A 23,555-nucleotide genomic window follows, 5' to 3' on the forward strand; every position below is an offset into this window, starting at 1 on the left:
TCAGGTTGATGGCCCCAGTGTATTTAATCTGCTCTCAAGTGATAATGCCATAAAATATCAATGGATATTTGACCGTTGGTTGATAATAAGATCATGGATCGCCAGATTGCCCTGCGCGTGTTCCGCGAGGCGGCGGAACGGGACAGCTTCGCCGAGGCGGGGCGACGGCTCGGGCTGTCGGCGGCGGCGGTCAGCAAGAACATTGCCGAGCTCGAAGCGCATCTCGGGACACGGCTGTTCCATCGGACGACGCGCAGCAAAACCTTGACCGAGGAAGGTCATCTCTACCTGGAGCACGTCGTGCGGGGCCTGGACGCGCTGGCCGAGGCGGACGAGGCCCTGGGCCTGGCGCGCACCGACCCCGGAGGCGTCCTGCGGGTCAGCGCGCCCATGACCGTGACCATGACCTGGCTGTCCACCCGCATTCCGGACTTTCTACGGCGCTATCCGGAACTGCGCCTTGACTTGCGGCTGGATGACCGGCGTGTCGATCTCGTGCGGGATGGCTTCGATCTGGCGATCCGGGGTAGTGACCAGCTTGAAGACAGCAGCCTGGTGGCCCGCCGTCTGGCCGACATGCCGCATGTGCTGTGCGCCGCGCCGGCCTATCTCCAGGCTCGGGGCGCGCCCTCGTCGCCTGCCGCCCTGAAGGCGCATGAATGTGTGCGTTTCAGTCTGTCGGGGCATGCGGATGTCTGGACGTTCAGAAAAGGTGCGCGCGTCGAACGGGTCACCGTCCAGTCCCGATATTCGGTGTCGTCCAGTCTGGCCGTGTGCGATGCGCTGCGGGCGGGCTTCGGCCTGAGCCTGGTGCCCCGCCCCTATGTCGAGCGGGACCTGCGGGCGGGGCGGCTCCAGGTGGTGCTGGACGACTGGCGCACCGTCACCACCACGCTCTACGCCGTCTACCCTTCGCGCCGGCATCTGTCGCCCAAAATCCGTGTGTTCCTGGATTTTCTGGCAAAAACATTTGATACGACGATGGTTTGAGCCTGGACAAGGCGCCGTGTCGCGCTTGCGTGTCCAATGAAAGGGTCCTGCAACGGAGCCTTTCTCATGACCACGAACTCGGGCGTACGTCCCGCCCCGGCACTTTCCCTGAAGCGACTCGCCGCCTGCCTGCTGTCGACCGGTGTCTGGATGGCATCACCGGCGCAGGCCGTCGCGATCGATGTCGTCGCCATTCCGGGCGGCGCCTTCACCTATCAGGCGGCTGGCGAATTCCTCGATCAGGGGCGGCCTGTGGACGCGCCCCGCGTTCAGGGCCGGGTCGAGGACGGCCGCGCCATCATGCGCCGCCAGGTCAGCCAGGCGGAATACGCCCGCTGCGTGCAGGCGGGCGCCTGCAAGCGTCTGGACAAGGGCTTTCGGGACCTGGATGCCGCCGATCTGCCGGCCGTGGGCGTCAGTTGGGCCGATGCCACCGCCTATGCCGAGTGGCTGTCGCAGGAAACCGGTCAGCGCTGGCGGCTGCCTGTCTATGCCGAATGGGTGCGGGCCGCCGCCGACCGCTACCGCGAAGACGGCGCCCTGCCGTCGGACCCCGACAATCCCTCCGCTCGCTGGCTGGCTGAATACGATCGCGAGATTGCCCGCAGCCAGGGCCGGATCAAGCCCGCTCAGCCTTTCGGGCATTTCGGTGTCAACACCCTGGGCGTGAGCGACATGGGCGGCAATATCTGGGAATGGACCGATACCTGCTTTGCCAGCCATAGCGTGGGCGCGCTGCCGCTGGCGCCGCGCGAGAACTGTGGCGTACGCATCCTGGCAGGCGCTCACATCGCCGCCATGGCTGACTTCATCCGCGATCCGCGCAACGGGGCCTGCTCCATCGGCTTGCCGCCGGCCAACCTGGGCTTCCGCCTGGTGCGCGAAGACTGAGCACGCGGCAAGGCCCGCTGTGGCGGGAATGCCTCATCAGGCGCGTGAGGGTTTGCGGTAGATCAATGGTTTCATCGAAGTCTGAATGTCGCCTGAATGGGATTGATCCAGCGCAATAAGGGTTAACCCAGGCCATGACAAGATGGAGTTGTCGAACAAGAGACGACACATCAAAGACGAAACGTCACATCAGGGAGTTGAACATGAAGGTATTCCGTCTGTGCATGGCCGCCACCGCGCTGGCTTCTTTGTTGGCTGGAGGCGTTGCGCTGGCTGATCCCGCCGACAAGCTCGAGCATATCCGCCCCATGCTGGTGGCTCCGCCCAATGTGATGAAGCACGAGCAGGCCACCACGGCCAAGCCGCGCGTCGTCGAATTCACGATGACCATCGAAGAAAAGAAGATCGTCATCGATGAAGAAACCGGCGCGACCCTGCAGGCCATGACCTTCAACGGCACGATGCCTGGCCCGACCATGGTGGTGCACGAAGGCGACTATGTGCAACTGACCCTGATCAACCCGACCAAGAACGCGCTGGAACACAACATCGACTTCCACGCCTCGACCGGCGCCCTGGGCGGCGGTGCGCTGACCAAGATCAAGCCGGGCGAGCAGACCGTGCTGCGCTTCAAGGCGGATCGGACCGGCGCCTTCATCTATCACTGCGCTCCGGAAGGCATGGTGCCCTGGCACGTGGTGTCCGGCATGAGCGGCACGCTGATGGTGCTGCCGCGCGAAGGCCTGACCGACGGCAATGGCAAGAAGCTGACCTATGACAAGGTCTACACGATCGGTGAGTTCGATCTGTACATCCCCAAGGATGAGAATGGCCAGTACAAGTCCTACGAAACCGCCCTGGAAAGCTACGGCGATACCACTGAAGTCATGCGCGGCCTGATTCCGTCGCACATCGTCTTCAACGGCAAGAAGGGTGCGCTGACCGGTGAGGGCGCCTTGACGGCCAAGGTTGGCGAGTCGGTGCTGTTCATCCACTCGTCCGCCAACCGCGACACGCGTCCGCACCTGATCGGCGGCCATGGCGACTACGTCTGGGCCACGGGCAAGTTCATCAACAAGCCCGAGCGCAATCTGGAAACCTGGTTCATTCCGGGCGGCACGGCCGGGGTGGCGTACTACACCTTCAAGCAGCCTGGCATCTATGCCTACGTCAACCACAACCTGATCGAAGCGTTTGAACTGGGCGCTGCGGGTCACGTCAAGGTCGAAGGCAAGTGGGACAACGATCTGATGAAGCAGGTCGTCGCCCCCACCGCCATCAAGTAGTCAGCCATCAGTACCCGGGGCGGTCCTGGAGACCGCCCCGACATAACGGAGATAGACAAATGTTCAAGATCGTGAGTGTGGCCGCCCTGTCACTGGCTCTGCTGCCGGCCCTGTCGATGGCCAGCGATGCCGCCACCCTGCAGGCCGGAGAAAAGCTCTACAAGAGTTCCTGCGTGGCATGTCACAGCACGGGGGCTGCCAATGCGCCCAAGCTCGGTAACAAGCAAGCCTGGGCGCCGCTGATCGCCAAGGGCATGGACGAGATGATGAACGTGGCGCTGCACGGCAAGGGTGCCATGCCCGCGCGCGGCGGCACCAAGGCCGACGACGCCGCACTGCGCGCTGCCGTGGAATACATGGTCAGCCGCGTGCAGTAAAGCAAATGGCCCGCCACGCCTGTCCGCGAGCCGTCCCGATCCGTCGGCAGGCCGCGGCTGCGGATTCAGGCGTCCTGTTGCGCGGGCATTGAGCCCGGGTCCTCGGGGCGTCAGTTCCCCTCGGGTTCCAGCAGGACCTTCTGCTTGATGGCGAACCCGATCAGTTTGGCCTGCTCCTTGGGGCCGATGCCTGTGCACTTGTGCACTGCGCTGTCGTCGTGCCGCTCCCAGTCGTTTTCGCCCTGTTTCGAATACATGTAATAGTGGCCGGAGGTGGCGCCTCCTTGCTGGATGACAATCTCTTTCGGCTCGAAGGTGACCATCCACTGCTTGCCTGTTTTTTCGTCCAGGACGTTGAGTGTGACCTCATCGGTGAAATTCGCTTTCGCCAGGGTCGCCTTGCGCAACTGGAATGTATCGAGGTCGTACTCCAAGGTGTTGAGATGAAGGTTGAACCGATGGAGTGTGGACAGGTCTGGAACAGTCCATTGCTTGACCTTGGTGGCCTCCGTTGCCTTTGGGTCGTCGCGGTTCCATTTCAATTCGATCGTTTCCGACCGATGGGTGTCGTCCAGGATGTCTTGCAGCGTGGCCTTCGGGTTTGTCGCAGTGATGTCATGGCAATAAGCCGGCTCGCTGGGCAAGGGGCGGTGCATCTTTCCATTGGCCAGCGATTCCTTGCAGGTCATGGCGCAGCCTTCGATCTCGGATAGATTGAACGCTTCCGTCAATTTCGCCAGGAATTCCTGCGCATCATTCTGCGTGCCGACGATATTGAATGAAAATTGGCCATCTTCCTCTTGCTTATTGAACACATCCAGCTTCTGGAGGCTTGAAAAAAGCGCTCGCAGTTCTTTTTCAAGCGGCTTGTCCATGGCGAAAGACGCCTTGATGACGTGAGCGAGCTTGTCCGCGGCGTCACGCTTGCCGGCATCCGCGGTGGTCTTGCCGAAGTTTTCAAGATGGCTGAGCAGACGGTCCGGACCCAGGGAGCTCAGCAAGAATTTCAGCGTGGAGTTGGCGTAGCAGGTATTCCCGAGGTTCCTGAATCCGCAAATTTTCGGGGTCTCGGCGCCCTTGGTGGATTGAGCCTGGGCTGCCATGTCTTTGGCGTCATGGATGATCTGCGCTACGATCCGCCCCTTGAGCGGGGTGCCACCCGTCAGGTCCACGTTGTTCTTCGTCAGGGCCATTTCTGTGGCCGCGCCGCCGAATTTCTGCGAGAGGGAGTACAGGAACAGCCCCAGCGCCTGGGCATTGTCGGTCTTGATCTGCTGGCGGTATTCCTCGACGGCATGCAGGTTTCTGAGGATGGGCACGTGGCTGAGCGCCGACAGGATCCTTCCTTTGAAGCTTTGCGAGGCGGCTTGCAGCACCGGCACGCCTTGATCATTGTCCCGGACCGCGATGCTATGGCCCTGGCTGGCCAGATCGGAGAATTTTTCCAATTGGATCATGATTTTTCCTTTCCCAGAGAAGGGAAATATGCTTTGGTTCTTTTATTGGGACAGCAGATTCGCTCTGACTTTTTCGAGTTGATTGGCGAACTCTCCCAGGAATTCGTAAGCGTCATCGACATCGAGTTGGGAGGCGGGGAGACGATGCGTATACAGCAAGGCATCCGATGTGGGTTCGTAGGCGATCGCGCCGGCCTGCTGCTCGGCCAGCGACAGGTTGAGCGTCAGCAAACCCCGCCAGAAATCCTTTTCCTGCCAGCCCGCACTGCTTTGCAGCAGTCCATAAAATACCCAGCCCGACGATTTGCTCTCGATCGAGATGATCAAGGTCTGGTCCAGCAGCAGGCAGCACTTGCCGGTCTCGCCAAAAGAAAGATCCAGCCCCAGCCGGTCTCCCAGTCTGGACAATATGTCGCCATGTTCTTGCATGCCCCTGATTCCTTATGCCGTGAGAGTCTTGCACGATGCATATGAGTGACCAGAGGGCGCGCAAGGTTCCGTCGTCGGCTGGCGTGCGGGGCCGGGCCACCGCGCGGAATGCGGCGCGTTTACAGGCGGCGCAGGCCCTCGAACCGGTAATGCGGCTCGGCCGCGCCGGGAGCGTACACCGCCCAATGGGCGGTGTTTTTGCTGAGGTCGATGTCGGCGGTGGCCAGGGTGTTTTCCTGGTCGGTGTCGCCGGGAGAACGCCGCAGGATCGGCTCGGCGGCGTCGCCCGTGTCGGCCAGGATGGCCCGCGCCTCCACGCCTTGTTCCAGGAGCGCATCGCCGCGTGTCTGGCGGTGCGCCGACGAGGCGGTGATGATCTGCGGCAGGTGCTCCTGGGCGCTGTGCACGGCATGGTTGGCGTGCAGGATCGCCGCCCGGGTCACCGGGCGCACGGAGACGGCCGTCCGGCTGAATTCCACGCTCCAGGTCTGTGCGGCCCCGGCCTGTCCCAGGCCCAGGTGAAAGGCCCCCATGCGCGGGTGTGCCTGCAGGATCGACACGGCTTCGCTGGCCGATCCCGCAGCCAGCAGTGCGCGGCACAGGACCATGCGGGGCATGCCTGCTTCGGCCCGGCGGGCGCGGATATTGTTGACCGTCATCGCCAGGCCGGTTGCATTGACGGCGAAGGTGTGGCCGGGCAGCGAGCCCGGATAGACGAAGGATGCGAAGGCCGGTGCGCCGTCGGGCTGCGCATCGACCAGACCGCAGGCCCCGGCAAAGCCCGGGTCGCCGTCTTCGTTGTGGCTCAGGCGCTGCGGCGCCAGCACGGTGGTGCAGCCGTCGGGTGCCAGCGCCCACAGGTCGCCTCGGCAGTTCCACAGGAAGACCTCGTCGGGCGGCAGTTCCAGGCCCTCGGCCAGTCCGGCCAGTTCGGCCTCGATCCAGGGAAAGGCCTGGCGCAGCAGCGCCCGCATGACCGGGACTTCCGCTTGGTCACGGCAGGCCATGATCTGCGCCCAGGCATCTGAATGGACAAGATGGCGGTGGCAGGCCTCGGCGCCCCAACGCCCCAGGGCGCGGCCGACCTCGTGGTGAGAGCCGTGGGCCTCGACCCGATGCAGTTCAAGAGAATGGAGGGGGGCTGCGTCGTTCATTGGTAAGCGCCTGTGGCGTGGAGCCGGGCTTCGGTCCGGTTGAGTTCGGCCAGGGCATGCTCGCCGGAATGGACCAGCAATTGCTGGGCCAGCATTTCCACCAGTGCCTGGAGGGTCACGGTGGACGGGAAGAACGAGTGTCCACGAGTGGGGAAGGTCAGCACGCAGTCGGCGTGCAGCGCCATCGGCGCAAGCCGGCTGTCGCACAGAGCCAGCACGCGACAGCCCTGGGGGCGGATCGCCTCGGCCAGTTCGGTCATCTCGCGCGAGTAGGGGGCGTAGCCGATCAGCACGGCCGTGTCCTCGGGCTGCAGATGGTACGCATCCAGGCTCATGGTGCCGCTGGTGTCATGCAAGAGATGCGCGTCGGGGCGAAACAGGCTGCACAGATAGCGCAGGCTGAAAGCCGCCGGATGGCAGGACCGGAAGCCGGCGATCATGATGCGCCGGGCGTCCGCCAGCAGGGTCACTGCTTGCGTCAGGGCCTCCTGGTTGGCGGATTCCAGCGCTTTCAGATTGAGGATCTGCTGGTGGGCGGTGGCCTGCCAGGCGGCCTGGGCGGATTCGGGGCGGTTGACCAGGGATCGGGCGCGCGCCGAGTAGGCGCCGGGGTAGTGCAGTTCCTGGGTGAAGACGGCCTTCAGGGCGTCCCAGCCCGCGTAGCCCAGGTGCTGGGCCAGCCGCACCAGCGTGGCCGGCTGCACCCCGGCCAGCGCCGCCAGTTTGCGTGCCGACAGGGTCGAGACCTGGGTCGGGTGGTCGATCAGGTAGCGGGCGCCTGCCTGGAATTGGGGACTGAGGTCCGGATACCGGGCCTGGATATGACGGGTGAGTTCATCCAGAGACTGTGGTGCCGACATGACGTTTCATTAAAAAAGAATACCCAATGATTTGATTTATTTGTTGCGTGATCTATGATACATGAAACATTCGTTGAGAAACTGCCATGACTCATGTATTTCATCGCAATCCCCAGCATACGCTGAAGCAGGCCGTGCGCGGCCAGGGAATTTTCCTGTTCGATCAGGAAGGGCGCCAATATCTGGACGCGTCGGGCGGGGCGGCGGTGTCCTGTCTGGGACATGGCCACCCGGACGTGATCGCCGCCATCAAGGCGCAACTGGATCAGGTGGCGTATGCCCATTCGTCCTTCTTCACCACTCAGGTGTGCGAAGACCTGGCGGATTTCCTGGTCAGCCGGGCACCGGGCGATCTGGACCATGTGTATTTCGTGTCCGGCGGGTCCGAGGCGGTCGAGGCGGCCTTGAAGCTGGCCCGTCAGTATTTCGTCGAGCGCGGAGAAACGCAGCGCAGCCAGTTCATCGCGCGCCGCCAAAGCTACCACGGCAACACGCTGGGCGCGCTGGCCATCGGCGGCAATGCCTGGCGGCGCGAGCCTTTTCTGCCGATGCTGGCTCCTGCGCATCACGTCTCGCCCTGTTACGCCTACCGCGACCAGCGGCCCGGCGAGACCGAGGAGCAGTACGCCGCCCGTCTGGCCGACGAACTGGAACAAAAAATCCTGGAAATCGGTCCGCAGCGGGTGGCCGCCTTCGTGGCGGAAACCGTGGTCGGCGCCACGGCCGGCGCACTGGCACCGGTGCGGACCTATCTGCGACGCATCCGCGAGGTCTGCGACCGGCATGGCGTGCTGCTGATCCTGGACGAGGTCATGTCCGGCATGGGGCGCACCGGCCACCTGTACGCCTGCGCCGAGGATGGCGTTGCCCCGGACATCCTGGCCATCGCCAAGGGGCTGGGGGCGGGCTATCAGCCGATCGGCGCCATGCTGGCCAGCCGCCGCATCTACGACACCATCGTGGGCGGCAGCGGCTTCTTCCAGCACGGCCACACGTATATGGGCCACGCCACGGCCTGCGCCGCTGCCCTGGCGGTGCAGCGGGTGATCGAACGCGACGGCCTGCTCGCCAACGTCCTGGCGCGCGGCGAACAATTGCGGGCGCGCCTGCGCGAGGTCTTTGCCGATCATCCCAATATCGGCGACGTGCGCGGACGCGGCCTGTTCGTGGGCGTCGAGTTCGTGCGTGACCGGTCTGACAAGTCGGTGCTGGACCCGGCCCTGAAGACGCATGCGCGCCTGAAGCGCCAGGCCATGGAAAATGGCCTGATGATGTACCCCATGGGTGGCACCATCGATGGCGTCCACGGGGATCACGTGCTGCTGGCGCCGCCTTTCATCTGCACGGCGGCGGACATCGACGAGATCGTCGCACGGCTGGATCGTACGGTGCGTCAGGTTCTGCCTGCTTGAGCGCGGTACGCGACCTTTTCATGTTTATTTCCTCCGGCCCGCGGGTCGGGGAGCATCACGGAGATTTCCATGGCCCGAATCGACTACGCCGACCTGAGCCAGGGGCCGGCGGCCGCGTTGGCGGATCGTATCGCCGCCGAGCGCGGCAGCGTGCTGCATCTGTACCAGATGCTGCTGCACAGCCCCCCGGCCGCCGAAGGCTGGCTGACCTATCTGACCGCCATCCGCCATCATTGCAGTCTGGACGGCGCGACCCGCGAACTGGTCATCATGCGTATCGCATACTTGAATCGCGCGCCCTACGAGGCGGACCAGCACGCGCCCATTGCCTTGCGCGAGGGGCTGCGCCAGGACCAGCTCGACGCCCTGGTGCTGGACGCCATCCCGGCGGATCTGTTCGATGCGCGTGAATGTGCCGTGCTGGCGTACGCGGATGTGATGACGCGCTCCGTCCAGGTGCCCGACGCCGTGTTCCAGTCCGTGCGAGCGCATTTCGCGGACCGGGAACTGGTGGAACTGACGGCCACCATCGCGGCCTACAACATGGTGTCGCGCTTTCTGGAGGCGCTGCAGGTGCATTCGGACGATCAGCGCTGATCGTCCCGCTCCCACAGTGTGTCCGGCTCCCCCGCTGCCCGGTTCAAATACCGCGCCAGCACGAAACACAGGTCGGACAGGCGGTTCAGGTAATGCAGGACGGGCGGGTTCACGGTTTCCTGGCGCGAGAGCGTCACCACGGACCGTTCCGCCCGGCGGGCGATGGTGCGGGCCATGTGGGCGTGGGCGGCGGCGCGCGAGCCGCCGGGCAGGATGAATTCCCGCAGCGGGCCCAGTTCGGTGTTGTAGTGCGCCAGGGCTTCGTCCAGCCGCAGCACGTGCTCGTCCTTCAGCGCCGTCCAGTCCGGGATGCAGAGCTCGCCGCCCAGGTCGAACAGATCGTGCTGGATGCGGCCCAGCAGGGCGTCCACTGTGGCGGGCAAGGCTTCCGTCCGCCACAGGCCGATCGCGCTGTTCAGCTCGTCCACGTCGCCCAGCGCGGCGATGCGCGGGGCGTCCTTGGGGACGCGGGTCTTGTCGCCCAGGCCGGTGGTGCCGTCATCGCCGGTGCGGGTGGATACGATGGAGACGCGGATCGACATGGGGGCTCCCGGTGTGGGTGTGGATGAAAGGCGGGGTCAGTCCTGCCCGGCAAGCTGTCGCAGCGCGTCGCCGGTGACGCGCACCACACGCCAGTCGTCCAGGATTTCGCCGCCGTGGTGCCTGTAGAACTCGATGGCGTTCTCGTTCCAGTCCAGCACGACCCATTCGAAGCGGCCGCAGCCCAGTTCCACGGCCAGCGCCGCCAGGTGCTTGAGCACCCAGCCGCCCAGGCCGCGCCCCCGGTGGGCGGGGGTGATGTACACGTCCTCCAGGTACAGGCCACGCCGGTCCAGGAAGCTGGAGTAGTTGTGGAACCACATGATGTAGGCGATCGCCGTGGCCGGGTCCTCGACCGTCGTGATGACCAGGCAGCGCGCGGCCGGCTCCGGGCCGAAGAAGCTGTGGTTCAGGCTGTCGTGGGTAGCCTCGAAAATGTCGGTCAGTTTCTCGAATTCCGCCATTTCGCGCATCAGGGCGTGGATGGCGGGGATGTCGGATGCGGTGGCGGGCCGCAGGTCGTAGCCGGGGACGGGGGTAGGCAAGAGGTTCTCTGTTTCGCGGTATGCTGGGGATGTCCTGGGGGAACATTCGGAACATTCCCGGGGAAAAAGGAGTTTAGCCCATGCGTTTTCATGCGCTGCGCCCCCGGTTGGTGGCGGCTTTCAGTGCCTTGGTCGTGGCCGGCGCCCCGGCGGTGCCGGCAGGCGCGTGGGTGCTCGTGGCGGCCAGCATCTGGAGCCCGTCCGCCGCCGCACAGGCGGCGCCCGTTCAGGCCAGCGCCAGCGGCGAAGTCGTGCGGGTGAAGGCGGCCGACGGCAAGATCGCCATCCGCCATGGTGCCATCGGCAAGCTCGACCTGCCGGCCATGACCCTGGTCTACCACGCGGATCCCGCGCTGCTGTCGGGGATCGCGGTGGGTGACCGGGTCAACTTCACGGCCGAACGGGCCGCAGGCCAGTACCGGATCGTCGAGCTGAAGAAGAACTAGGAGGGAGGCCCGTGCGGGGCCTCCGACTTCGTTACAGCACGTAGCGCGCCAGATCCTGGCTGCCGGCGGCTTCGGACAGTTTGTCGTTCACGTAGGCGGCGTCGATCACCACGGTTTCCGCGCCCGGGCTGGCCGCTTCGAAGGACAGATCCTCCAGCAGCTTTTCCATCACCGTGTACAGGCGCCGGGCGCCGATGTTTTCCGTGCGCTCGTTGACCTCGAAGGCCAGTTCGGCCAGGCGTCGCACCCCGTCCTCGGTGAATTCCAGGGTGACGTCTTCCGTGGCCAGCAGTGCGCGGTACTGCTTGGTCAGCGAGGCGTCGGTCTCGCTCAGGATGCGCACGAAGTCCTCGGCCGACAGGGAATCCAGTTCCACCCGGATCGGGAAACGGCCCTGCAGTTCCGGGATCAGGTCCGATGGCCGGGACAGGTGGAAGGCGCCGGAGGCGATGAACAGGATGTGGTCGGTGCGCACCATGCCGTATTTGGTGTTGACGGTGGTGCCCTCGACCAGCGGCAGCAGGTCGCGCTGCACGCCCTGGCGCGAGACGTCGGCGCCGCCTTGTTCCTGGCGCGCGGCGATCTTGTCGATCTCGTCCAGGAAGACGATGCCGTGCTGTTCGGCCAGCGTCACGGCGTGGGTGCGCAGTTCTTCCTCGTTGATGCGGCGCGCGGCTTCTTCCTCGACCAGCAGGCGGAAGGCTTCCTTGACGGACAGCTTGCGCGACTTGGTCTTGCCCTGGGACAGGCCGGCGAACATGCCGCGCAACTGCTCGGTCATTTCCTCCATGCCCGGCGGCGCCATGATCTCCATCTGGGGCGTCGTCTGGGCGACCTCGATGTCGATCTGCGTGTCGTCCAGCTTGCCCTCGCGCAGGCGCTTGCGGAAGATCTGGCGGGTGTTGTTTTCCTCGCGCTCGGGTTCGCCATGGGCGTTGCGCGGTGGCGGCAGCAGGGCGTCCAGGATGCGGTCTTCGGCGGCATCTTCGGCCTGGGTGCGCACGCGGCGCGTCTCGGTCTCGCGCGTCTGCTTGATGGCGACCTCGACCAGATCGCGCACGATGGTGTCCACGTCGCGGCCCACGTAGCCGACCTCGGTGAACTTGGTGGCCTCGATCTTGATGAAGGGGGCATTGGCCAGGCGGGCCAGGCGGCGGGCGATCTCGGTCTTGCCCACGCCGGTGGGGCCGATCATCAGGATGTTTTTAGGGACGATCTCGTGGCGCAGGGGCTCGGGCACCTGCTGGCGGCGCCAGCGGTTGCGCAGCGCCACGGCGACCGAACGCTTGGCCTTGTCCTGGCCGACAATGTGCTTGTCCAGTTCCGAGACGATTTCCTTGGGGGTCATGGGGGTGGCGTCAGACATGGGGATGGCCTAGAGCGTTTCGACGATGTGGTTCTGGTTTGTGTAGATGCAGAGATCCCCGGCGATTTCCAGGGATTTCTTTGCGACCTCGGCGGGTGACAGGTCGGTCGCGTCCAGCAGCGCGCGCGCCGCCGCCTGGGCATAGGCACCGCCCGAACCGATGGCGGCGATGCCGTGCTCAGGTTCCAGCACGTCGCCGTTGCCGGTCAGGATCAGGGTGTGTTCGCGGTCCGCCACGATCAGCATGGCCTCCAGGCGGCGCAGCACGCGGTCGGTGCGCCAGTCGCGCGTCAGTTCGACGGCGGCGCGCATCAGGTGGCCCTGGTGCTTTTCCAGCTTGGCCTCGAAGCGTTCCTGCAGGGTGAAGGCGTCGGCCGTGGCGCCGGCGAAGCCGGCCAGGACCTTGTCGTGATAGAGCCGGCGGATCTTGCGGGCCGTGCCCTTGATGACGATGTTGCCCAGTGTGACCTGGCCGTCGCCGCCCAGGGCGACTTCTTCGCCGCGCCGGACGCAGACGATGGTGGTGGCGTGAAATTGTTCCATGCGGTCCTCTCGGGTGGAGAAGACCACATGGGGGCGGCCAGGGGAAAATTCAAGCCGCCGGCATTCGGATGCCCGGACGTGCCAGGCGCCGGAATTCAATCCCCGTAGAGTTTCTGGCGCATTTCGCGGCGTTCCTGCGCCTCGAGCGACAGGGTGGCCGTGGGGCGGGCCAGCAGACGGGCGATGCCGATGGGTTCGCCGGTTTCCTCGCACCAGCCGTATTCGCCGGCGTCGATGCGGGAGATGGACTGCTGAACCTTTTTCAGGAGCTTGCGTTCGCGGTCGCGGGTGCGCAGTTCGAGCGCGTGTTCTTCCTCGATCGTGGCGCGGTCGGCCGGGTCGGGCACGTACTGGGTTTCACGCAGGTTTTCGGTCGTGGCGCCCGCGTTGGTCAGGATTTCGTGTTCGAGCTGATGCAGGCGTTCGCGGAAGAACGCCAGCTGGGCGTCGTTCATGTAGTCCTTTTCAGGCATCGCCAGCAGCTCTTTTTCCGTGAGCGGCTTGCCCTGCGGCTTGGTGCTGGATTTGGTAGCCATGTCGTGTCCTCTTTTTATGTACCGGGTCCTGTCTGCCGTGCCCGGAAGGTCCGGAGGGGCGGCAGTGCTGCGGAGTTCAGGCCAGGCATTGTTCGAGCCCCTGGGTGAAGATGTCCTGAGGCAGTTTACGGCCGATGAAGACCATGCGGGTATTCGGTTTTTCACTGGCAGGCCAGGGTTTGCCGGGTTCGGCACCGAACATCATGTGGACGCCCTGGAACAGCATGCGGCGGTTGATGCCTTTGATGTACAGGATGCCTTTGTAACGCAGCAGGTCGGGGCCATAGACCTGGACGATGCCGCTGAGGAAGTCTTCCAGGCGCTCCGGGTCGAAGGGGCGCTTGGAGCGGAAGACGAAGGCGCCGATCTCGTCGTCGTGATGGGCGTGGTGATGATCGTGGCCGCAGTCGGGACCGCAGGCGTGGTGGCCGTCCTCGTCGTCGTGATCGTGGTGATCATGATGGCCGTGTCCATGGTGGTCGTGGCCGTGATGATCGTGTTCGGCTTCCTCGGCGAGGAATTCCGGGTCGATGTCCAGGATGGCGTCCAGGTCGAAGCCGCTGACGTCCAGCAGGGCGTGCAGATCGGTTTCGCCGAAGTGCGCGGGCAGGATGGAGGCGCGCGGATTGATCCGCACCAGACGGGCGCGCAGGGCCTGGTAATCGGCCTCGTTCACCAGGTCTTTTTTCGAGACCAGGATGCGGTCTGCGAAACCGACCTGGCGTTGGGCTTCTTCCTGGCGGTCCAGGGTGGCCATGCCGTGCTTGGCGTCCACCACGGTGATGACTGCGTCCAGCCGATAGGTGGCGGCGATGTCGTCGTCCATGAAGAAGGTCTGGCAGACCGGGCCGGGGTTGGCCATGCCGGTGGTCTCGATGATCACGCGGTCGAAGCGCACGCCGCCGGCGGCGCGCCGGGCGGCGAGGTCGCTCAGGGTCCGGATCAGGTCGCCGCGCACCGTGCAGCAGACGCAGCCGTTGCTCAGTTCAATGACCTGTTCGTCACTGTCCTGGACCAGCAGGTCGTTGTCGATGTTCTCCTCGCCGAATTCGTTTTCGATGACGGCGATGCGCTGGCCGTGGAATTCCGTCAGGATGCGGCGCAGCAGCGTAGTCTTGCCTGCTCCCAGAAAACCGGTGAGCACGGTGACGGGAATCAGGGAATCGGCGGATGGAGCAGTGTTCATGATGGCCTCGAGTGCGATACGCCGTCCTCGTCGAGCCGGATGCCGGGAAGAAGTGACCGTCCCGGTAGCGGGGGCGGCGATCAGCATGCGATTACATCATAGGCCCGGGTTTAGGGCAAACTCGGCCTTCAGACTGCACTGGGTGGGGATGTTACGCAACGCTTGCCCGAGCCAGCAGCGCGATCAGCTGACCCTGGCGGGTCGTGCCGGTCTTGCGCAACAGACTGGCCAGTTGGCTGCGTACTGTGGCCAGGCCGACGTGTCGCTCCAGAGCGGCTTCGTGCAGGGACAGGCGCGTCAGGCTGTTCGTATCCAGTGCCATGTGGGGGGCTCCCTGTACAGGGAGGTTCGCGGCCTTGCCCGGGCCGTCTCCGTCGCGTTCTTGCTGTTTTCCCTGGACTATAGTGTCCGCGCCGTTGATGTAAAGCAATCGGCCGGCGTTTCAGCCTTGTTGGCAGCGGGGACAGAGCGCGCGCAGTTCGGTCTCCTGGCCGTTCAGGGCGTAGCCGGCCTGAGCGACGCATGCGGCCAGACGGCGGCCCAGATCGGGGTCGCTGAGTTCGGCCACATTGCCGCAGCGGGTGCAGACGATCAGCACGTCGTGGGGCTGGCCGCCCGCGTCGGTGCAGGCGCTCCAGGCGTTGACGGCGTCCAGCCGGTGGATCAGGCCCTGTTCCGTCAGGAAGTCCAGTGCGCGGTAGACCGTGGGGGGCGCGGCGCCGGGTTGGGCGGCTCGCAGGGCGTCGAGCAGTTCGTAGGCCTTGAGACTGCCGTGATGGCGCAGCAGCGTTTCCAGCACCAAACGCCGCAGGGGCGTCAACCGCGAGCCGCGCTGGGCGCAGAGCCGTTCGGCCGTGTCCAGACGTGCGGCAATCTCGGTATGAGCGTGGGAATGGGCCTTCGTATTCATGATAGTTATGTTATAACATAACAAACCCTGGGCGTCCCCCGGACGCCGACCACGGATCATCATGTCTCTCTCTTCCCTGTTCTCCAGACCGGGCCGCTATCGCGGCTCTTCCCTGCTGATGTCGGCCGGCCAGCGCATGCGCCGCACCGCGCTGGCCGTGGCATTCCTGTGGCTGCTGACCGGATGGGCGCTGCAATGGTGGTGAATCCGGCGCCCGGTGAGGCGCCGCCCGCCATCGAATTGCAGCAGGTCTGGCTGGGCTGGCGCGACCGGATCGCGGTGCGCGATGCCAGCGGCGTGTTTCCCCAGGGCTCGTTGACGGCGGTGGTGGGGCCGAACGGGGCCGGGAAATCCACGCTGGTCAAGGCCATATCGGGTCGCCTGAGCCCGGTGCGGGGGCGCATCCGGATCGATCCGGCCCTTGCAGACGATCTGGCCTGTCTGCCGCAGTCGGCTGAACTGGACCTCGATTTCCCCATCAGCACCTTCGATCTGGTGGCCATGGGAGCCTGGCATCGGCTGGGCGCCTGGCGCGGCTTGGACGATACGGACCGCGACGCTGTCGAAGCCGCGCTGCGCACCGTGGGGCTGGCCGGCTTTGGCCGTCAGCCCGTGAATACCTTGTCGGGCGGCCAGCGGCAGCGCGCGTTGTTCGCGCGGCTGATGCTGCGCGACGCGCGGGTGATCCTGCTGGACGAACCCTTCGCCGCCGTGGACCAGGCCACGACCGAGGATCTGCTGGCCCTGCTGCATCAGTGGCATGGCGAGGGGCGTACCCTGATCGCCGTGCTGCATGATCTGGATATGGTGCGCGCCTATTTTCCGCAGACCTTGCTGCTGGGGGGGCAAGTCGTGGGCTGGGGTGACAGCGGTCAGGTGTTGTGCGCCTCCAATCTGCACCTGGCCCGCCACCTGTGCGCCGGGGAGACCGTCTGATGGACTTGTGGAATCTGCTGGCGCAGCCCTTCATCGAATTCGGCTTCATGCGCCGCGCGCTGGCGGGCGCCCTGGCGCTGGCCTTTGCCGCCGGGCCTCTGGGGGTGTTCCTGGTGCTGCGCCGTCTCAGCCTGATGGGCGATGCCATGGCGCACGCCATTCTGCCGGGCGTGGCGGTCGGTTTTCTGACGGCGGGGCTGTCCATGACGGCCATGACGGTGGGCGGGCTGGTGACCGGCGTCGCGGTGGCGGTGCTGGCCGGTCTGGTGTCGCGCATGACGCCGCTGCGTGAGGATGCAAGCTTTGCGGCCTTCTATCTGGTGTCCCTGGGTCTGGGGGTGCTGCTGGTGTCCCTGAAAGGCACCAATATGGATCTGATCCACGTGTTGTTCGGCACGGTGCTGGGGCTGAGCGACGCGGCCCTGATTCTGGTCACGGTGGTCAGCAGCGTGACGCTGCTGGCGCTGGCCGCGCTGTTGCGTGTGCTGGCCATGGAGTGCCTGGACCCCGGTTTTCTGCGCGCCGAGGGGCGGGCGGGAGCCTGGGCGCATATCGGTTTCCTGCTGCTGCTGGTGCTGAACCTGGTGGCTGGCTTCCAGGTGCTGGGGACCTTGATGGTGGTGGGCATCATGATGCTGCCTGCGACAGCCGCCCGGTTCTGGGCGCGGCCGGTGGGCGCCCAGATGGTGCTGGCTGCCGCGCTGGGCGCCCTGGCATCCTACGCAGGCCTGCTGGTGTCCTATCACGCCGACGTACCCGCCTCGCCGGCCATCATTCTGGCGGCGGGCGTGCTTCATTTCATTTCGGTCGCGTTCGGGCCGCACGGCGGCGTCCTGCTGGCTCTGCGCGAATCGCGGGCGCGCCGCGCCCGGCTGCTGCAATCCATGAAGGAAGGTTATTGATGAAAGAGTACCGATTGCTTGCCCTCTGCCCACGCTGGGTGATACAGGGTCGTGTGCGGCGAGGGCCGGGCGCGCTCGTTGCGTGGCTGGCGGGGACCGTGCTGGCGCTGTGTGTGGTGGTGGGCATCGCACCGTCAGCCGCTCAGGCTGCCGGCGCGTCCGAGGACGGCCGCTTGCCCGTGGTGGCCTCGTTCTCGATCCTGGGCGACATCGTGCGCGAGGTGGGCGGAGACGACATTCGCCTGGACGTCCTGGTCGGGCCGATGCGCGACGCCCATACTTTCGAGCCGACGCCCAAGGACGCGCGCGCCCTGGGTCGTGCCCGAGTGCTGGTGGTCAACGGCCTGGGCTTCGAGTCCTGGATGCCGCGCCTGGTCGAAGCGGCCGGTTTCAAGGGGCGCACGATCGAGGCTTCGCGGGGCGTGCAGCCCCGGCGCCTGGACGACGAGGACGAGGCGCATGGTCACGGCAGTGCGGACCACGACCACGACCATGCGCATGCGGGACATGGCCACGATCACGGCGGCGTCGATCCCCATGCCTGGCAGGATCTGGCCAATGGCGTGATCTACGCGCGCAACATCGCGCGCGGGCTGGCCGAAGCCGACCCCGTCCACGCGGCTGCCTACGAGGCGCGGGCCGAGGCTTATGTCCGGGCGTTGCAGCAGGCCGATGCCGACTGGCGTCAACGACTGGCCGCCATCCCAGCCGACCGGCGCGTGTTGGCGACCTCGCACGACGCCTTCGGCTATTTCGGCGCCGCCTATGGAATCGAAGTCCTGTCGGTGGTCGGTCTGTCCAGCGAGGCGGAACCGTCCGCGCGCGCGATGGCGGACCTGGTGACGCGCATCCGTGCGCACCACATCCGTGCGCTGTTTCTGGAGCAGGGTGGCAACGCGCGCGCTTTGCAGCAGATTGCGGCCGAAACCGGTGTGAAGCCGGGCGGCGCGCTCTATGCCGACACGCTGGACCTGCCGGGGCACGAGGCCTCGACCTATCTGGGCATGTTCCACTGGAATACGCAGCAGTTGCTGCAGGCGTTTCAGGCGCCGTAGGGTCAATTTTCCGTCTTGCGCTTCGCCCGCGGATGCGCCTGATCGTAGCTGGCGGCCAGGTGCTGGAAATCCAGCCGGGTGTAGATCTGGGTCGTGGAGATATTGGCGTGCCCCAGCAGTTCCTGGACGGCGCGCAGGTCCTGGGCGGATTGCAGCAGGTGGCTGGCGAAACTGTGCCGCAGGCTGTGCGGATGCACGTGCAACGGCAGGCCGACGCGTTGCGCCAGCGCTTGTAAACGCAGTTGCACCACGCGCGGGCTGATGCGCTGGCCGCGTTCGCCCAGGAACAGCGCGGCCCGGGCGTCTTCGTCGGACTTGGGGGTCAGCATCCCGTCACGGACCTCCAGCCAGGCGTGCAGGGCGGTCAGGGCCTGGCGGCCCAGCGGCACGATGCGGGTCTTGCCACCCTTGCCCCGAACGACGGCCTCGCCTTCGCCGGCCAGAATCCAGCTATGCGAGACGTGGCCGGGCGCGCGTACCGGCTGCCAGTCCAGGCCGATCAGTTCGGACAGCCGCAGGCCGCCGGAATACAGGATCTCGAACATCGCCATGTCGCGCCGTTCGACCGGAGTTTCGGCGGGCGGCAACTGGCTGCGGTCCAGCAGGGCCTGGGCCTGATCCACGGACAGGGCTTTGGGCAGGCTGTGCGGGATGCGGGGCGCGCGCACCCCGTGGGCAGGGTTGCGCGTCAGGCCGGCGGCGGGCGCGCGCCATTCGTAGTAGCTGCGCCATGCGGCCAGCGCGCGCGCCAGGCTGCGGGGTTGTAGCCCGGAGGCGTGCAGCCGCCCCAGGGCCTGGCGAATCCTCGCCTCGTCCAGGGCGTCCAGCGGCTGGCCGGGAAAACACTGCCGCAGCGCCCGCAGATCGCGGCGGTAGGCGGCGATCGTGTGAGCGGAATAGCGCTGTTGCGCGCCAAGTTCGGACAGCCAGGCTTCCGTGAGCGCGTCGTCCGGCGCGGAGGGCGCCGCAGTCGCGGCCATGGCCTCAGGCCGCGTCGGGCGCCGGGCGGGCCAGCCGTCCCAGGGCAGCCCCCGCCAGCGAGGCGATCAGCGACAGAAAGGCCGTGCCCATGTCCGGGGTGAAGCGGCCGATATCGTCCGAGCCCAGGACCAGCAGGCCGACCGGCGTCGCGCCGTTCAGCGTGCGCAGGGGCAGGATCGCCAGCGAAGCGGGTTCGGACGCCAGCCAGCGGGCGGGCTCCTGATCCTTGCGCGGGCCGCAGTAAGGCTGCTCCAGCGTGTCGGCATAGGCGCGGATGTCGGCGTCGATGTCCTGAGCGAACTCGCTGTCCGCCAGCGACGGCAGATCCCAGACCCGCAGCGCGATGGCGCTGAGGTCGAACTGATCCGACAGGCTGCGGATGATGTGGGCCGGGATGCGCTCGGCGTCGGGTTCGGCCAGCATGCGCGCGCACCACTGCATGAGCGACTGGTTGATGCGTTCGTTGCCGCCGGCATTGTGCAGCAGCTGCATCAGCCGGTGTTCGTGTTCCTTGACGCGCGCGCGCAGCGTCAGAATCTGCCGTTCCCCCAGCGAGATCGCGCGCGCCTGGTGAGGGTGGGGCACGTTCATCGAAGCGAATACATCGGCGTGCGCCTCGAAGAAATCGGGGTTTTGGCTGAGATAATCCGCCACGTCCTGGGCGGTGAAGGCATCCTGCGTCATATGGGCTTTTCCGTGAGTCAGAGGGTCGCGGTCAGGGCGTCGATGTCGATTTGACCATGAAAAACCGTGGTCGCCGGACCCTGCATGCGCAGGACCTGGCCGTCCCAGTCGATCCGCAGGATGCCGCCACGCGTGTCCACCCGCACCGGACTGTCCAGCAGGCCGCGCCGGATACCAGCCACGGCGGCGGCGCAGGCGCCGGTGCCGCAGGCCAGGGTCTCGCCGGCGCCGCGCTCGTGGACCCGCAGCCGGATGTGGTGGCGGTCGAGCACCTGCATGAAACCGGCGTTGACGCGCTGGGCAAAGCGGAGATGGGATTCGATGACCGGCCCCAGACGGGCGACCGGGTGCGTGTCCACGTCGTCCACCTGGACCACGGCGTGGGGGTTGGAGATCGCCACCAGCGAGCACCAGACCTCGCCCGCCTCGGGCGGGAGGTCCAGCCGGTACAGGGTGTCTTCGCCGCAGCCCCGGGTGTCCAGGCCGGCCGGATCGAAGGCGACGGATTCGGGCGTGAAGGCGGTGCGGCCCATGTCGACGCCGACCTGGCCGTCATCGGCCTCGTGCAGCACGATCAGCCCGGTGGAAATTTCGGCGCGCAGCGGGTTGCGCCGCGACAGGCCCTGTTCGTGCACGAAGCGCACGAAGCAGCGCGCGCCGTTGCCGCAATGTTCGACTTCGCCGCCGTCGGCGTTGAAGATCCGGTAGCGGAAGTCCGCGTCCGGGTGCAGCGGGTTTTCGACCAGCAGAATCTGGTCGGCACCGACGCCGAAATGCCGGTCGGCCAGCGCCCGCGCGCGGACAGGCGTCAGTTCGATGGACTGGCGCACGCCGTCCAGGACCACGAAGTCGTTGCCCGCGCCGTGCATTTTGGTGAAGTTCCAGATCATCGGGACATTATCCGCTCAAATACCTGACGTCACGGCGTCCAGTGCGGCCCTGACCTCGTGCGCGCGATGGGCGATCGACAAGATCGGTTGGCGTAGCAGGCGTTTGTCCAGGGGGGCGGCCAGATGCGGCATCAGGGCCAGTGGTTCGTGGTCGATTTCGACGATGGGGCATAGTCCTTGCGACATCAGCCCTGCCCTTGCCAGACCACCAGACGGTCGCACCACAGGCTGTTCTGCTCGAAGTCACGATTCTGCTCGGCCAGCCATTCCTGGTGGGCTTCGTTGAAGGCCTTGCGTCGTTGTGCCAACGTCCTGGTAGGTGCGGCGGTGGTCAGTGCCAGGTCATCGGCGTAGAACACGATGACGGAATCGGGGCGGCCGTCTTTTTCCACGATCACGGGCGCCGTTTTTGCCTGGGCGCAGACGTGGCCGAATCGGTTCTTCGCTTCGGTCGTGGTGACGGGCATGACGGGTTCCAGGGGATTCAGGGGTTGTTTAGCGATTTTGGCTGTCCGGAATGTTCTCGTCGCCACTTTCGCTCAAGAGACTGCGCTATTTTTCCATTTAATTAAACAGGACGTTAGGGTTTACGTGGATGAAAGTTTTTTTTCATCAATCTTGTTTTGATGTAAATTATTTTTCTTTTTGAAGAAGACGGCAGCCCAACACGCGGCGGCCGAATCCACGAGCCCGCTGTGAACCCCGATCCCACCTCCGCATCATCACCGACGATCGCCAGTCGTATTGCCGACAGGGTCCCGTCGTTCAGCGTCGCGCAGCGGCGCCTGGCCGATTTTGTGCTGGCGCACCCGTTCAAGGTCGCCACCATGTCGATCGATGAATTCGCGCAAAGTGCGCAGGTGTCGGTGGCGACGGCTAATCGGTTTGCCCGCGCGCTGGGGCTGCCCAGCTATGCGCAATTCCGGGCCGAGCTGGCCCGGGGGTTCGAAGAGGCGTTGGAGCCCATCGAACGGTTGCGCCTGGAGCGCGGCAAGGCCGCCAGCGCTGCCGACATTTTTGCAGCGTCGCTCTACGAGGATCAGCGCAACGCCGAAGCCACACGCCTGGGTCTCAGCGCGGAGCAATGCGAGCGCGCCGTGAAGGCGGTGCTGGACGCCCGACGAGTGTTCATCATCGGGTTTGGGTCCAGCGGGTTTCTGGCCGGCTTGCTGCAGCGCGGCCTGAGCCTGCATTGCGAGATGGTCGAATCTCTGGCCGGCCCCGGCGGCGTGTCCCATACTGCCCGGGAACTCTCGCGTATCCGGACCGGCGATCTGGTGATTGCCATTTCGTTTCCTCGCTATCTGGGCGATACCATCACGTTGGCGAAAGTCGCCCGGGATGCTGGTGCCACTCTGTTGGCGCTGACCGACCGTCCGGGCGCACCCATCGCCGAGCTGGCCCATATCTGCCTGTGCGCCCATAGCGGGCGGCAGATGCTGGCCAATTCCGAAACCGCCGTTCTGGGCCTGATTGAGGCCCTGTCGGTTGCCGTCGCCCACCAATCGAAACATTCACTGCTCACGGCGGCACAACTGACGGAATCCGTCATGCCGTGGCTCAGCTATGGAAAAAGACCCCATGATTGAACCCGTTCTCGCCATACACGGCGGCGCCGGCGCCATCACGCGCGCGCAGATCACGCCCGAGATCCAGCGAGATTACGAAGAGGCGCTGCGCGCCGTCCTGGCGGGCGGCGAGCGGGTGCTGGCGGGTGGCGGCTCCGCACTGGACGCTGTGACAGAAGCTGTGCTCCTGTTGGAGGAATGTCCGTTGTTCAATGCAGGTCATGGTTCAGTTTTTACGCGTACCGCCGAACATGAACTCGATGCATCCATCATGGACGGGCGTACGCTGGGTTGCGGTGCTGTCGCCAACATCAAGGTCATTCGCAATCCGGTGCTGGCGGCGCGAGCCGTCATGGAACGCAGTCCTCACGTCTTTCTGGTCGGAGAAGGTGCCGAGGCCTTTGCCTGCGATGCGGGGCTGGAACGGGTGGAGCCGTCCTTTTTCTCTACGCCAGCACGGCGCGATCAATTGCGCCTAGCGCAGGAAAGCGGAGTGGAAACCATCGTGCTGGATCATGATGGGCACCGCGATGTCATGACGGCCCGCGCGCCCCTGGATGAATCCCGGAAGATGGGAACAGTGGGGGCCGTGGCCTTGGATGGCTGCGGCAACCTGGCTGCGGCCACCTCCACTGGCGGACTGACCAACAAATGGCCGGGGCGCGTCGGTGACAGCCCGGTGATCGGGTCGGGCTGCTACGCCCGCAACGCGACCTGCGCCGTGTCGACGACCGGCAAGGGCGAGGCGTTCATCCGGGCGCAGGCCGCTCATGACGTGTCGGCCATGATGGAGTACGCCGGCATGTCGTTAAGTCAGGCAGCCGATCGCATGGTGTTCCACAAACTGCCGCCATTGGACGGCGCCGGCGGCTTGATCGCCGTGGATCGGTCCGGCAACGTCGTCATGCCCTTCAATACTGAAGGTATGTATCGGGGCAGTGTGGTCGTGGGTCGGCCTGCCTTTGTCGGTATTTATCGTTGATCACCTCCGAGCCCGTTTCGTCAGTTTGCCTT

Annotated in this window: 30 protein-coding genes; 13 read left to right on the forward strand and 17 right to left on the reverse strand. The window is 65.5% G+C overall.

Translation table 11 applies throughout. The annotated features are described in order from the left end of the window. Positions 1–93: 93 nt before the first annotated feature. From WA983_RS12405 to WA983_RS12420, 4 genes are all read left to right on the forward strand, one after another. Complete coding sequence (locus tag WA983_RS12405; RefSeq protein ID WP_424251012.1) at positions 94–990, forward strand: LysR family transcriptional regulator; 897 nt, start codon at positions 94–96, stop codon at positions 988–990. A gap of 66 nt (positions 991–1,056) precedes the next feature. Beyond that, positions 1,057–1,881, forward strand: a complete 825-nt coding sequence (locus WA983_RS12410; RefSeq protein ID WP_424251010.1) for a formylglycine-generating enzyme family protein — start codon at positions 1,057–1,059, stop codon at positions 1,879–1,881. A gap of 203 nt (positions 1,882–2,084) precedes the next feature. Further along, complete coding sequence (gene nirK / locus WA983_RS12415) at positions 2,085–3,167, forward strand: copper-containing nitrite reductase (protein WP_424251008.1); 1,083 nt, start codon at positions 2,085–2,087, stop codon at positions 3,165–3,167. A gap of 59 nt (positions 3,168–3,226) precedes the next feature. Next, positions 3,227–3,544, forward strand: a complete 318-nt coding sequence (locus WA983_RS12420) for a c-type cytochrome (RefSeq protein ID WP_424251006.1) — start codon at positions 3,227–3,229, stop codon at positions 3,542–3,544. Between the two features lie 110 nt (positions 3,545–3,654). Here the strand turns inward: WA983_RS12420 and WA983_RS12425 are convergent, their stop codons facing one another. From WA983_RS12425 to WA983_RS12440, 4 genes are all read right to left on the reverse strand, one after another. Further along, on the reverse strand, positions 3,655–5,001 hold the full coding sequence (locus WA983_RS12425) for a type III secretion system effector BopA family protein (protein WP_424251004.1): 1,347 nt from the start codon (positions 4,999–5,001) through the stop codon (positions 3,655–3,657). Positions 5,002–5,043: 42 nt separating this feature from the next. Further along, a complete protein-coding gene (gene sicP / locus WA983_RS12430; protein ID WP_424251002.1) occupies positions 5,044–5,430 on the reverse strand; it encodes a chaperone SicP in 387 nt (128 codons plus the stop codon). 119 nt (positions 5,431–5,549) lie between these two features. After that, a complete protein-coding gene (locus WA983_RS12435; protein ID WP_424251000.1) occupies positions 5,550–6,584 on the reverse strand; it encodes a C45 family autoproteolytic acyltransferase/hydolase in 1,035 nt (344 codons plus the stop codon). Continuing rightward, a complete protein-coding gene (locus WA983_RS12440) occupies positions 6,581–7,444 on the reverse strand; it encodes a MurR/RpiR family transcriptional regulator (RefSeq protein WP_424250997.1) in 864 nt (287 codons plus the stop codon). Before WA983_RS12440 ends, WA983_RS12435 begins: the two co-directional genes overlap by 4 nt. A gap of 86 nt (positions 7,445–7,530) precedes the next feature. Between WA983_RS12440 and WA983_RS12445 the strand changes: the two genes are divergently transcribed. Both WA983_RS12445 and WA983_RS12450 read left to right on the forward strand, forming a co-directional pair. Next, positions 7,531–8,856: an aspartate aminotransferase family protein gene (locus tag WA983_RS12445; RefSeq protein ID WP_424250995.1), complete on the forward strand. Its 1,326-nt coding sequence runs from the start codon at positions 7,531–7,533 to the stop codon at positions 8,854–8,856. Positions 8,857–8,925: 69 nt separating this feature from the next. Beyond that, the gene (locus WA983_RS12450) at positions 8,926–9,453 is read left to right on the forward strand and encodes a carboxymuconolactone decarboxylase family protein (protein WP_424312114.1); all 528 of its coding nucleotides are present in this window, start codon (positions 8,926–8,928) and stop codon (positions 9,451–9,453) included. Here WA983_RS12450 and WA983_RS12455 read toward each other — a convergent pair. Together WA983_RS12455 and WA983_RS12460 are read right to left on the reverse strand one after the other, a co-directional pair. After that, positions 9,444–9,995 (reverse strand): cob(I)yrinic acid a,c-diamide adenosyltransferase, encoded by a 552-nt coding sequence (locus tag WA983_RS12455; RefSeq protein WP_424312115.1) that lies wholly within the window; start codon positions 9,993–9,995, stop codon positions 9,444–9,446. The genes WA983_RS12450 and WA983_RS12455 overlap by 10 nt on opposite strands. Positions 9,996–10,031: 36 nt before the next feature. Continuing rightward, positions 10,032–10,466 (reverse strand): N-acetyltransferase family protein, encoded by a 435-nt coding sequence (locus WA983_RS12460; protein ID WP_424312127.1) that lies wholly within the window; start codon positions 10,464–10,466, stop codon positions 10,032–10,034. Between the two features lie 152 nt (positions 10,467–10,618). Here WA983_RS12460 and WA983_RS12465 point away from each other — a divergent pair, with 152 nt between their 5' ends. Beyond that, positions 10,619–10,984 (forward strand): copper-binding protein, encoded by a 366-nt coding sequence (locus WA983_RS12465; protein ID WP_424312116.1) that lies wholly within the window; start codon positions 10,619–10,621, stop codon positions 10,982–10,984. 31 nt (positions 10,985–11,015) lie between these two features. Here the strand turns inward: WA983_RS12465 and hslU are convergent, their stop codons facing one another. The 6 genes from hslU to WA983_RS12495 form a co-directional block, all read right to left on the reverse strand. Then, on the reverse strand, positions 11,016–12,332 hold the full coding sequence (gene hslU / locus WA983_RS12470; protein WP_424251063.1) for an ATP-dependent protease ATPase subunit HslU: 1,317 nt from the start codon (positions 12,330–12,332) through the stop codon (positions 11,016–11,018). 27 nt (positions 12,333–12,359) lie between these two features. Next, a complete protein-coding gene (gene hslV, locus WA983_RS12475; RefSeq protein ID WP_424250987.1) occupies positions 12,360–12,893 on the reverse strand; it encodes an ATP-dependent protease subunit HslV in 534 nt (177 codons plus the stop codon). Positions 12,894–12,988: 95 nt separating this feature from the next. Next, positions 12,989–13,429 (reverse strand): RNA polymerase-binding protein DksA, encoded by a 441-nt coding sequence (gene dksA / locus WA983_RS12480; RefSeq protein WP_424250985.1) that lies wholly within the window; start codon positions 13,427–13,429, stop codon positions 12,989–12,991. A 76-nt stretch (positions 13,430–13,505) separates the two neighbouring features. Next, complete coding sequence (locus WA983_RS12485; protein ID WP_424250982.1) at positions 13,506–14,615, reverse strand: CobW family GTP-binding protein; 1,110 nt, start codon at positions 14,613–14,615, stop codon at positions 13,506–13,508. A gap of 151 nt (positions 14,616–14,766) precedes the next feature. Beyond that, on the reverse strand, positions 14,767–14,937 hold the full coding sequence (locus WA983_RS12490; RefSeq protein WP_424250980.1) for a hypothetical protein: 171 nt from the start codon (positions 14,935–14,937) through the stop codon (positions 14,767–14,769). A gap of 120 nt (positions 14,938–15,057) precedes the next feature. Then, positions 15,058–15,525 carry a Fur family transcriptional regulator gene (locus WA983_RS12495; RefSeq protein WP_424250978.1) on the reverse strand — a complete coding sequence of 156 codons (468 nt, stop codon included), beginning with the start codon at positions 15,523–15,525 and terminating at the stop codon, positions 15,058–15,060. A gap of 61 nt (positions 15,526–15,586) precedes the next feature. On the opposite strand from WA983_RS12495, the gene WA983_RS12500 reads away from it, so the two are divergent. The 4 genes from WA983_RS12500 (at position 15,587) to WA983_RS12515 (ending at position 18,418) form a co-directional block, all read left to right on the forward strand. Next, positions 15,587–15,730 carry a hypothetical protein gene (locus tag WA983_RS12500; RefSeq protein WP_424250976.1) on the forward strand — a complete coding sequence of 48 codons (144 nt, stop codon included), beginning with the start codon at positions 15,587–15,589 and terminating at the stop codon, positions 15,728–15,730. Continuing rightward, positions 15,721–16,461 carry a metal ABC transporter ATP-binding protein gene (locus tag WA983_RS12505; RefSeq protein ID WP_424312117.1) on the forward strand — a complete coding sequence of 247 codons (741 nt, stop codon included), beginning with the start codon at positions 15,721–15,723 and terminating at the stop codon, positions 16,459–16,461. The genes WA983_RS12500 and WA983_RS12505 overlap by 10 nt, the downstream gene beginning before the upstream one ends. Next, on the forward strand, positions 16,461–17,363 hold the full coding sequence (locus tag WA983_RS12510) for a metal ABC transporter permease (RefSeq protein ID WP_424312118.1): 903 nt from the start codon (positions 16,461–16,463) through the stop codon (positions 17,361–17,363). The genes WA983_RS12505 and WA983_RS12510 overlap by 1 nt, the downstream gene beginning before the upstream one ends. Positions 17,364–17,449: 86 nt before the next feature. After that, positions 17,450–18,418 (forward strand): metal ABC transporter solute-binding protein, Zn/Mn family, encoded by a 969-nt coding sequence (locus tag WA983_RS12515; protein ID WP_424312128.1) that lies wholly within the window; start codon positions 17,450–17,452, stop codon positions 18,416–18,418. 2 nt (positions 18,419–18,420) lie between these two features. Here the strand turns inward: WA983_RS12515 and WA983_RS12520 are convergent, their stop codons facing one another. From WA983_RS12520 to WA983_RS12540, 5 genes are read right to left on the reverse strand one after another with little or no spacing between them, the layout of a single operon-like run. Further along, positions 18,421–19,398, reverse strand: coding sequence for a tyrosine recombinase XerC (locus tag WA983_RS12520; protein ID WP_424312119.1), 978 nt, complete (start codon positions 19,396–19,398; stop codon positions 18,421–18,423). A 4-nt stretch (positions 19,399–19,402) separates the two neighbouring features. Next, positions 19,403–20,083, reverse strand: a complete 681-nt coding sequence (locus WA983_RS12525) for a DUF484 family protein (RefSeq protein WP_424312120.1) — start codon at positions 20,081–20,083, stop codon at positions 19,403–19,405. A gap of 17 nt (positions 20,084–20,100) precedes the next feature. Further along, entirely contained in the window at positions 20,101–20,973 is an 873-nt protein-coding gene (gene dapF / locus WA983_RS12530; RefSeq protein ID WP_424249862.1) for a diaminopimelate epimerase, read from the reverse strand. A gap of 15 nt (positions 20,974–20,988) precedes the next feature. Next, a complete protein-coding gene (locus tag WA983_RS12535; RefSeq protein WP_424249860.1) occupies positions 20,989–21,159 on the reverse strand; it encodes a CcdB family protein in 171 nt (56 codons plus the stop codon). After that, positions 21,159–21,440 (reverse strand): prevent-host-death protein, encoded by a 282-nt coding sequence (locus WA983_RS12540; protein ID WP_424249858.1) that lies wholly within the window; start codon positions 21,438–21,440, stop codon positions 21,159–21,161. Before WA983_RS12540 ends, WA983_RS12535 begins: the two co-directional genes overlap by 1 nt. A 228-nt stretch (positions 21,441–21,668) precedes the next feature. On the opposite strand from WA983_RS12540, the gene WA983_RS12545 reads away from it, so the two are divergent. Then, entirely contained in the window at positions 21,669–22,562 is an 894-nt protein-coding gene (locus WA983_RS12545; RefSeq protein WP_424249856.1) for a MurR/RpiR family transcriptional regulator, read from the forward strand. Further along, entirely contained in the window at positions 22,555–23,523 is a 969-nt protein-coding gene (locus tag WA983_RS12550; protein WP_424249867.1) for an isoaspartyl peptidase/L-asparaginase family protein, read from the forward strand. Before WA983_RS12545 ends, WA983_RS12550 begins: the two co-directional genes overlap by 8 nt. Positions 23,524–23,555 lie beyond the last annotated feature (32 nt).

Origin of the sequence: Castellaniella sp., from assembly GCF_049650445.1 — a bacterium.
Taxonomy (GTDB): domain Bacteria; phylum Pseudomonadota; class Gammaproteobacteria; order Burkholderiales; family Burkholderiaceae_B; genus Castellaniella.